The organism is Streptomyces chilikensis, from assembly GCF_001642695.1.
In the GTDB taxonomy this organism is placed as follows: domain Bacteria; phylum Actinomycetota; class Actinomycetes; order Streptomycetales; family Streptomycetaceae; genus Streptomyces; species Streptomyces chilikensis.
The window spans coordinates 2691047-2699260 of record NZ_LWCC02000005.1 but is presented as its reverse complement, the minus strand read 5'-3'; the positions used below and the strand labels follow the sequence as shown (position 1 = coordinate 2699260).

The 8214-nt window shown below is 73.0% G+C and carries 8 protein-coding genes; 2 read left to right on the top strand and 6 right to left on the bottom strand.

All coding sequences use genetic code 11. From position 1 onward, the window contains the following. The first annotated feature begins 397 nt into the window (after nt 1-397). Both A2U95_RS12130 and A2U95_RS12125 read left to right on the top strand, forming a co-directional pair. The gene (locus tag A2U95_RS12130) at nt 398-1168 is read left to right on the top strand and encodes an ECF subfamily RNA polymerase sigma factor, BldN family (RefSeq protein ID WP_166022139.1); all 771 of its coding nucleotides are present in this window, start codon (nt 398-400) and stop codon (nt 1166-1168) included. A gap of 211 nt (nt 1169-1379) precedes the next feature. Beyond that, the gene (locus tag A2U95_RS12125) at nt 1380-2618 is read left to right on the top strand and encodes a DUF5667 domain-containing protein (protein WP_166022138.1); all 1239 of its coding nucleotides are present in this window, start codon (nt 1380-1382) and stop codon (nt 2616-2618) included. Between the two features lie 72 nt (nt 2619-2690). Here the strand turns inward: A2U95_RS12125 and A2U95_RS12120 are convergent, their stop codons facing one another. The 6 genes from A2U95_RS12120 to A2U95_RS12095 all read right to left on the bottom strand — a co-directional run bounded on the left by A2U95_RS12120 (nt 2691) and on the right by A2U95_RS12095 (nt 8077). Then, nucleotides 2691-3416 carry a lysophospholipid acyltransferase family protein gene (locus tag A2U95_RS12120; RefSeq protein WP_420856986.1) on the bottom strand — a complete coding sequence of 242 codons (726 nt, stop codon included), beginning with the start codon at nt 3414-3416 and terminating at the stop codon, nt 2691-2693. Continuing rightward, complete coding sequence (locus A2U95_RS12115) at nt 3416-4651, bottom strand: NAD-dependent epimerase/dehydratase family protein (RefSeq protein WP_166022137.1); 1236 nt, start codon at nt 4649-4651, stop codon at nt 3416-3418. Before A2U95_RS12115 ends, A2U95_RS12120 begins: the two co-directional genes overlap by 1 nt. A gap of 208 nt (nt 4652-4859) precedes the next feature. Next, entirely contained in the window at nt 4860-4958 is a 99-nt protein-coding gene (locus tag A2U95_RS12110; RefSeq protein WP_003948845.1) for a 30S ribosomal protein bS22, read from the bottom strand. A gap of 146 nt (nt 4959-5104) precedes the next feature. Then, nucleotides 5105-5317 (bottom strand): helix-turn-helix domain-containing protein, encoded by a 213-nt coding sequence (locus tag A2U95_RS12105; protein ID WP_159105670.1) that lies wholly within the window; start codon nt 5315-5317, stop codon nt 5105-5107. A 924-nt stretch (nt 5318-6241) separates the two neighbouring features. Continuing rightward, nucleotides 6242-7414, bottom strand: a complete 1173-nt coding sequence (locus A2U95_RS12100) for an acetoin utilization protein AcuC (protein WP_206282869.1) — start codon at nt 7412-7414, stop codon at nt 6242-6244. 18 nt (nt 7415-7432) lie between these two features. Further along, nucleotides 7433-8077 (bottom strand): HAD family hydrolase, encoded by a 645-nt coding sequence (locus tag A2U95_RS12095; protein ID WP_166022135.1) that lies wholly within the window; start codon nt 8075-8077, stop codon nt 7433-7435. Nucleotides 8078-8214 lie beyond the last annotated feature (137 nt).

The window sequence follows — 8214 nt, the reverse complement described above, 5'->3', positions numbered from 1 at the left end:
GGCACTGCACCGCCGCCGCCGTCTGGTCTGACCTGCCCCTCCCCCCGCCCGCCGCGCACCACGCGCCCGACGGCGGCCGGCCCCCTTCGGCCCGCGTCCCCGCCGGGCGCCCCCGCGCGCATGCGCCGCCGCCCTGACGCTCCGCTCACACCGGCCCGAGCCGGACACGGCACGCTCGAATCATGTCCGAATCCGATCGCCAAACGATCGCGCTTCGACGCCGAATCCGACTCCAACACGCCACAGAAGCGACGTAATCGACGATTTGAACAACTCGGCGTAGCAGCGCCTGTACGAAGCGTTATTCTCCTCAGACGCAATTCGGTACCCGTCCGTCGCTACGACGGGTGAAAGGTTCCGCACTGCACGTGATGGAAGCTCTGCCTCTGGGAGTCCCGTGTACTCACACGTCGGGGTTGACGCCTCGGGCCTGGCTGCGCTCCGCTCAGCGGCCCTGGAGCTGTTGCGCGGCTTCGTCCCCACCGCGTACGCCGTTCCCGCCCTCGCCGCCCCCGCCGGCCCGTGCTACGCCCTCGCCGAGGGCGGGGCGACGGTCGCCCGGAGGGGCCGCGCGGGCGCCGCCACCGCCGCGCCCGCCCGCCGTCCCGCCGCGGACAGCGACAGCGCGCGCATGATGGACCTGGTCGAACGCGCCCAGGGAGGCGAGGCCGACGCCTTCGGGCGGCTCTACGACCAGTACAGCGACACCGTCTACCGCTACATCTACTACCGCGTGAACAGCAGGGCCACCGCGGAGGACCTGACCAGCGAGACCTTCCTGCGCGCCCTGCGCCGCATCGGCACCTTCACCTGGCAGGGCAGGGACTTCGGCGCGTGGCTGGTCACCATCGCGCGCAACCTGGTCGCCGACCATTTCAAGTCCAGCCGTTTCCGTCTCGAGGTGACCACCGGCGAGATGCTCGACGCCAACGAGGTCGAGCGCTCGCCCGAGGACTCCGTCCTGGAGCATCTCTCCAACGCCGCCCTGCTCGACGCCGTCCGAAGGCTCAACCCCCAGCAACAGGAATGCGTCACGCTCCGTTTCCTCCAGGGCCTCTCGGTCGCCGAGACGGCCCGGGTCATGGGCAAGAACGAGGGCGCCATCAAGACCCTCCAGTACCGCGCGGTCCGCACCCTCGCGCGGCTGCTCCCCGACGACGCCCGCTGACCGCCGGGCCCCGTCGCGCCCGACTTCCCGACGGACACCCTCCGCACCGGCCAACTCACGTAGGGTGAAAGGTTGTTGACTCGGCGGTTCATCCGCCCGAAGTCCGTAACCGAAGTGCCCGGCCGCTCGTTGTCCGGGATACAGGCTCCCTGCGGACTCCCCCGAGGTCCCCGCCGGGAGTCGTCCGTCATGACGAGAGGAGGTGCCGCCAGTGATCGCGAACGTATCGGCGCACCGGCGGGCGAACGCCTTCGCCCAGGCCCTGGAGGAGCTGTCCGACCGGGGCACGGCGGCCGAGCAGCCGGAGGGATCGGCGGCACCGGCCCCGGCTGCTGCGGAGGAGACCGGGCGGACGGCCATGCTGGCCGTGGCCGCGGGTCTCGGCGAACTGCCCAAGCCGGAGCTCGACCCTGAGGTGAAGGCCGTCCAGCGCGCCCAGCTGGTGGCCGCGATGGAAGCCATGGTCCAGGAGGGCGCCCTGGGCGGCGACGCGTCCTCGCGGGTGCCCGACCAGCGGTCGACCCGGGCGCGGGGCGCCCACCGGGCGAGCGCCCTGGGAAAGCTCCGGCCGCGTTCCCGCCTGACCAAGGGCCTGGCAGCCGGCGGACTCAGCGTCGGCGTGGCCGCCAGTGCCTTCGGCGGCGTGGCCGCGGCCAGCTCCGACGCCCTCCCCGGTGACTCGCTCTACGGCCTCAAACGCGGCATCGAGGACTTCCGCCTCGGCCTCACCGAGGACGGGACGGAGCGCGGCGAGATGCTGCTCGACCAGGCGTCCCGGCGCCTGACCGAGACCCGCCGGCTGATGGAGCGCGGCCGGGGCGGCCACCTGGACCACGAATCCGTGGGCGAGATCCGCCGCGCGCTCTCCGGCATGCACCAGGACGCCGCGGAGGGCCACCGCCTGCTGCACGACGCCTACCGGCGCGACCCGGACTCCCTGGCCCCCATGCGGGCCCTCTCCGCCTTCACCGACCGGCAGGGCCGGACGTGGGACGAGGTCCGTGAGCGTCTCCCGGTGCAGCTGGGCGACGTGAGCGAGGAGGTCACCTCGGTCTTCGACGCCATGGAGCAGGACGTGGCGCCGCTGCGCCCGCTGCTGCCGGAGGCGCCGTCGTCCGGGGGCCGGGACGCCAGGCCGGGCCAGGACGCCGGTACCCGCTCCCCCGGCTCCTCGCCGTCCGGCGAGTCCACCGCCCCCGGCAAGGACGAGGACGGGACCGGCTCCACCGGCTCCAGGGACGGGGGCGAGCCCGAGGCGTCGCCGTCCGCGGACCCGGACGGCCTGCTCGGCGGCGGCACGGGCGGCCTGTTCGACCCGCCGGCCGAGGAGGAGCAGGAGAGCGACCCCACCCGGCCCGAGAGCGAGGACGACGGGCGCAGGGTCACCCTCCCGCCCCTGCTCCCCGGTCTCCTCCCCGGCCTCGGCCTGGGCGGGGACTCCGCGGAGTGAGCGTGTGGGGGCGGCCGTGCGCCGCCCCCACGCACCCGTTCATCACGCACCGGTCCATCACGCACCGGCCCGTCAGAAGAAGATGGACCGCCGCCGCACCAGCAGCTTGTAGAGCGTGTGCTGGATCTCCTCCCGCACCTGGTCGGTCAGGTTGAACATCAGCATCGGGTCGTCCGCCGCCTCCGGCGCGTACCCGTCGGTGGGGATGGGCTGCCCGAACTGGATGGTCCACTTGGTGGGCAGCGGCAGCGCGCCCAGTGGCCCCAGCCAGGGGAACGTGGGCGTGACCGGGAAGTAGGGCAGTCCGAGCAGCCGCGCGACGGTCCTCGCGTTGCCGATCATCGGGTAGATCTCCTCGGCGCCGACCACCGAGCAGGGCACGATCGGCGCCCGCGCCCGCAGCGCCGTGGAGACGAACCCGCCGCGCCCGAACCGCTGCAGCTTGTACCGCTCGCCGAACGGCTTCCCGATGCCCTTGAATCCCTCCGGCATCACGCCGACCAGCTCGCCCCTGCCCAGGAGTTCCGCCGCGTCCTCCGCGCAGGCCAGGGTGTGCCCGAGCTTGCGGGCGATCTCGTTGACGACGGGCAGCCGGAAGACCAGGTCGGCGGCGAGCAGCCGGAGGTGACGGCCCGCCGGGTGCGTGTCGTGCACGGCGACCTGCATCATCAGGGCGTCCAGCGGCACCGTCCCGGAGTGGTTGGCGACGATGAGCGCCCCGCCCTCGGCGGGGATGTTCTCGATGCCCTTCACCTCGACCCGGAAGTACTTCTCGTACAGCGGGCGGAGCAGCGCCATCAGCACCTCGTCGGTGAGTTCGGCGTCGTACCCGAAGTCGTCGACCTCGTACTCGCCGGTGACCCGGCGGCGCAGGAACGCCAGCCCTCCGGCCAGCCGCCGCTCCCACCCGCCGGCCGCGCCGTCGCCGTGGCCTGCGTGCTGGTGTGCGTGGCCCGGCCGTTCCCGCGCCCGGCGTCCTCCGTTCCGCCGTCCCCTCCCCCGCCCGCTCCCGTCACGGCCCCGGCGAGCCTTTCGACGGCTGCGGCGAGCAGGGCCGGCGGCAGCGGCCCGGGCCCGGCGGCCGACGCGAAGTCGGCGAACGTCTCCGCCGTGCTGTGCCGGGGGTGGAAACCGAGGACCTCGCGCATCTGCCGGGTGTTCACGACCCGTCCGTGGGTGAGCAGCCGGATCTGCTCGGGGGAGAAGTCGGAGAGCCCCAGGGTCCGCATCAGCGACCCGGTCAGGGTGACCGCGGGAAGCAGCACCGGCGCGGTCGGCCGCCCCATGCGCCGCGCGCACTGGGAGAGCGTCAGCACCCCGTCCCCCGCGATGTTGAAGGTGCCGCTGTTGAGCGTCCCCCGCTCGGGCTCCCGCGAGGCCCGCAGCAGCACCCCGGTGACGTCGTCCTCGTGGACGAACTGCAGCCGCGGGTCGTAGCCGAGCACGGTCGGCAGCACCGGCAGCCGGAAGTAGGAGGCGAGCGGGGTGTCCGTGCCCGGCCCGAGGATGTTGGCGAACCGGAGCACGCAGACCGCGACGTCCGGCCGCCGCCGGGCGAAGCCCCGCACGTACCCCTCGACCTCGACGGCGTCCTTGGCGAATCCGCCGCTGGGCAGCGCCTTGGGCGAGGTGGTCTCGGTGAAGACCGCCGGGTCCCGGGGCGCCGACCCGTACACCGTGGTGCTGGACTTCACCACCAGCCGCCGCAGGGACGGCGACTTCTGGCAGGCGCCCAGCAGCTGCATGGTGCCGATGACGTTGGTCTCCTTCACGGAGGACCGGCTGCCGCCGGCCAGCGCCGTCCCGGTGACGTCCAGGTGGACCACGGTGTCGACGTCGTGCTCGGCCAGCACCCGGCCGATCGCGGGCTGCCGGATGTCCGCGCGCACGAACACCGCCTCACCCAGGTCGTGCCCGGGCGTGACGGCGTCCACCGCCACCACCCTCTCCACGTCCGGGTCGCGCAGCACCTCGCGCACGTAGAGGTCCCCCAGCCGCCGGGCCGCCCCGGTCACCAGCACGATCCTGCCCAAGACCCGCGCCTTCCCCTCGTCCGCCGGACTCCCGCACGGCGGTATGCGACAACTTAGCCGCTCCGTGTTGCGCGGGCATGGCCGTCACGCTGCCGCCCACCCGCACCCCTCCCTCGTGCCCCGAGCCGCCGCGGACACGACCGCGGCCCCCCACCGAACCGGTGGGGGGCCGCAGGGGCGCGCTTCGCGCGGCGTGTGCCGCGTCGCGTTACTTCTTGTTGCGACGCTGGACGCGCGTGCGCTTGAGCAGCTTGCGGTGCTTCTTCTTGGCCATCCGCTTGCGCCGCTTCTTGATAACAGAGCCCACGACTTACCCTCGCTCACTTCTCATCACTCGGCGTTGGGCGCCATGGGCCCATACGACCTTCGAGGGGAAAGCCTACCTTCCCCGGGCCGGGAGGTCGTAATCGAGGGGGCCCCGGGTTGACCCCGGGACCGCCGCGCGCGGCCCTCTCAGGCCGTCTCGACCCCCACGTAGCTCTCGCGAAGGTACTCGTGAACCGCTTGCTCCGGAACTCGGAACGACCGTCCGACCCGGATCGCGGGCAGATGACCGCTGTGCACCAGCCGGTACACGGTCATCTTGGACACGCGCATCACCGAGGCGACCTCCGCCACGGTAAGGAACTGAACCTCGTTCAGAGGCCTTTCGCTGCCAGCTGCCATGACACACCTGAACCCTTCGCACTCGACGGCCACCGGCTTCCCCTTCCGGTGACTCTTCGTCGCTGCGTGCTCACTCCCCAGATTAGGTGCGGGTGATGCGAGTGGGGAAGAGGAGCAGCCATCACCGGCCTACCGTGACAGACACCCGCGATTGAGCACGCAACGGATAAGCGGGGGACGCCACCCGGGCCCCTCACCCTCCCCAACCGGAACGCCGGCGACGGCTCGCGCCCCCGCACCCCCGACGGGTCCGGCCGCCCCGCGCACCCCGGCCCGCCCGCTCGTCCGCACCCCCGCCGACCAGCCCGGCAACCGTGACGGCGCCTCCCCGGCCCGCCCGCCGGACGCACCCGCCGGGCCCCTGCGGCACCCCGTGGGACCCTCGTCACCCGTCCCGCCGCGGACGCGGGCACGCCGGTCGTGCGCCCCGCCTCCCGGAACGGCCGGAAGGGTTCGACGGAGACGGCCAGGAGGCTGACGGGGTTGCTGATGCGTAGCCGGAACCGGGTCGTTTTGTCGACACGATGACCCTGCATCGGTCGCAGGGAACCCGTCACATCCGTCGACCGGCCCTCCACCCGGCCGTCCGAGAGGCTCTCGCCCCTCCCGCGCGACCCGGACACCGGAGGCCCTGCTTCCCCGCCTCCGGACGCCCCCGCACCGGATTCCGGATGCGTGGCGGGGCCAACTCCGCCCCGACCGCCCACGATCACATACTGCCCGCTCGGCCGACGGAAAACGACCAAAACCCACAAGAACCCGACCACTCCCTTGCGGGCGGCCGGGCCTCCCAAGGGGCGGGCGCGGGGCGTCGCCTCATGCGGTGAGCGTCCTCCTCCCCCAGGCGGGGGCGTGCGAGGCCGCACGCACGTCACCGCACGGCGGCGTGCTCGAGCGACCCGCCGCGCCCTCGCCCGGCAGCGGTCAGGGCATCAACCCCCGCAGGGGGTAGACCGCCTTGCGCGTCGCAAGAATCGCCTGGTCGAGCCGGTCCGCCGGGTCGTACCCGTCCTCCCACTCCCGGAACGTCACCGGCCACCGCCCGTCCGTCATCCGTCGCGGCCCCGGCTGCCGGGTCAACGCGTACACCTCCTGCCGCCAGTTCTCCGGCACCGCCGTCTCCGGCGCCACCGGCCGTCCCGCGGCCACCGCCACCAGATGCGCCCACGACCGCGGCACGACGTCGACCACCTCGTAGCCCCCGCCGCCCAGCGCGATCCACCGGCCCCCGGCGTACGTGTGCGCCATCCCGTGGCAGGCCGCCTGCACCGCGTGCTGCGCGTCGAGCGAGACGGCCAGGTGCGCCAGCGGGTCCTCGAAGTGCGTGTCCGCCCCGTGCTGGGTGACCAGCACCTGCGGCCGGAACTCCTCCAGCAGTTCCGGCACCACCGAGTGGAACGCCCGCAGCCATCCGGCGTCCCCCGTCCCGGCCGGCAGCGCCACGTTCACCGCACTGCCCTCCGCGCCCGCACCGCCCGTCTCCTCGGGCCAGCCGGTCTGCGGGAAGAGGGTCCGCGGGTGCTCGTGCAGAGAGACCGTCAGAACCCGCGGGTCGTCCCAGAACGCGGCCTGGACCCCGTCCCCGTGATGCACGTCGACGTCCAGGTAGGCCACCCGCTCCGCGCCCAGTTCCAGAAGGCGGGCGATGGCCAGCGCCGCGTCGTTGTACACGCAGAAGCCGGACGCCGCCCCCGGCATCGCGTGGTGCAGCCCGCCCGCGAAGTTCACCGCGTGCAGCGCCTCACCCCGCCACACGGCTTCGGCGGCCCCCACCGACAGTCCGGCGATCAGCGCCGACACCTCGTGCATGCCGGGGAACGCCGGGTCGTCCTCGGTCCCCAGCCCGTACGCCGGGTCGGCGGACGCCGGGTCGGCGGAGGCGGCCTTCACGGCGTCGACGTAGTCCTGCCGGTGCACCAGCCGCAGCGTGGAGTCCCCGGCCGCGCTCGCCCCCGCCACGGTGAGCTCGCGGTCCAGCCCGAGAGCGGCCACCAGGCGCCGCGTCAGCTTCAGCCGGACGGGATCCATCGGATGCCCTCGCCCGAAGTCGTAACCGGTGACTGCCTCGTCCCACATCATCTGCGCGCGGCCGCTCATACCCGTCACGCTATCCGGTCAGGCGAGCAGGGCGGCCAGTTCCCCCATCGTCGGGAACAGCGCCTTCGCCCCCGCCAGCCTCTCCGGCGGCGTCATGCCGGTGAACCCGTACACGTCCATCCCCGCGGCGATGCCGGCCTGGACACCCAGCGGACTGTCCTCCACCACCGCGCACCGCTCGGGCGCGACGCCCATCGACCGGGCGGCGTGCAGGAAGAGGTCCGGCGCCGGCTTCCCCCGGCCGACGTCCTCCGCACTGAAGATCCGCGCGTCGTCGAACCACCGTCCCAGCCCGGCAGCCCGGTGCCCCACCCGGATGCGCTCGTGACTCCCCGACGAGGCGACGCAGAAGGGCACTTCCGCGTCGGCCAGCTGCCGCAGGACGTCCGCGACACCGGGGACGGGCTTCAACTCCCGTTCGAAGGCCGCGAAGACCCGGGCGTGGAACTCGTCGTCGAACTCCGCCGGCAGCCGCTGTCCGGTCCGCTCGAGGACCGTGTCGTGGATGCGGTGCATGGCGGAACCCATGTAGTCACGGATCGAGTCCTCGTAGGAGGTCTCATGCCCCAACTCGGTGAGATAGCCGGCCAGGAGCCGGTTGGACACCGGCTCACTGTCGACGAGCACGCCGTCGTTGTCGAAAAGAACGAGGTCGTAGCGCATGGCTTCGAGACTAAACCCCCCGGAAATGCGGAAAGCCCCGCACCAACCGGTGCGGGGCTTTCCCAAGAATTGTTCGGCGGCGTCCTACTCTCCCACAGGGTCCCCCCTGCAGTACCATCGGCGCTGTGAGGCTTAGC

What these genes read in the sequence shown, in the direction of transcription:
- A2U95_RS12120 (WP_420856986.1), bottom strand. Translation starts at nt 3,416, where the DNA reads ATGGCGCTGCTCCGCCCGCTGTACGAGAAGTACTTCCGGGTCGAGGTG.
- A2U95_RS12100 (WP_206282869.1), bottom strand. Translation starts at nt 7,414, where the DNA reads ATGAGCGGCCGCGCGCAGATGATGTGGGACGAGGCAGTCACCGGTTAC.
- A2U95_RS12105 (WP_159105670.1), bottom strand. Translation starts at nt 5,317, where the DNA reads ATGGCAGCTGGCAGCGAAAGGCCTCTGAACGAGGTTCAGTTCCTTACC.
- A2U95_RS12095 (WP_166022135.1), bottom strand. Translation starts at nt 8,077, where the DNA reads ATGCGCTACGACCTCGTTCTTTTCGACAACGACGGCGTGCTCGTCGAC.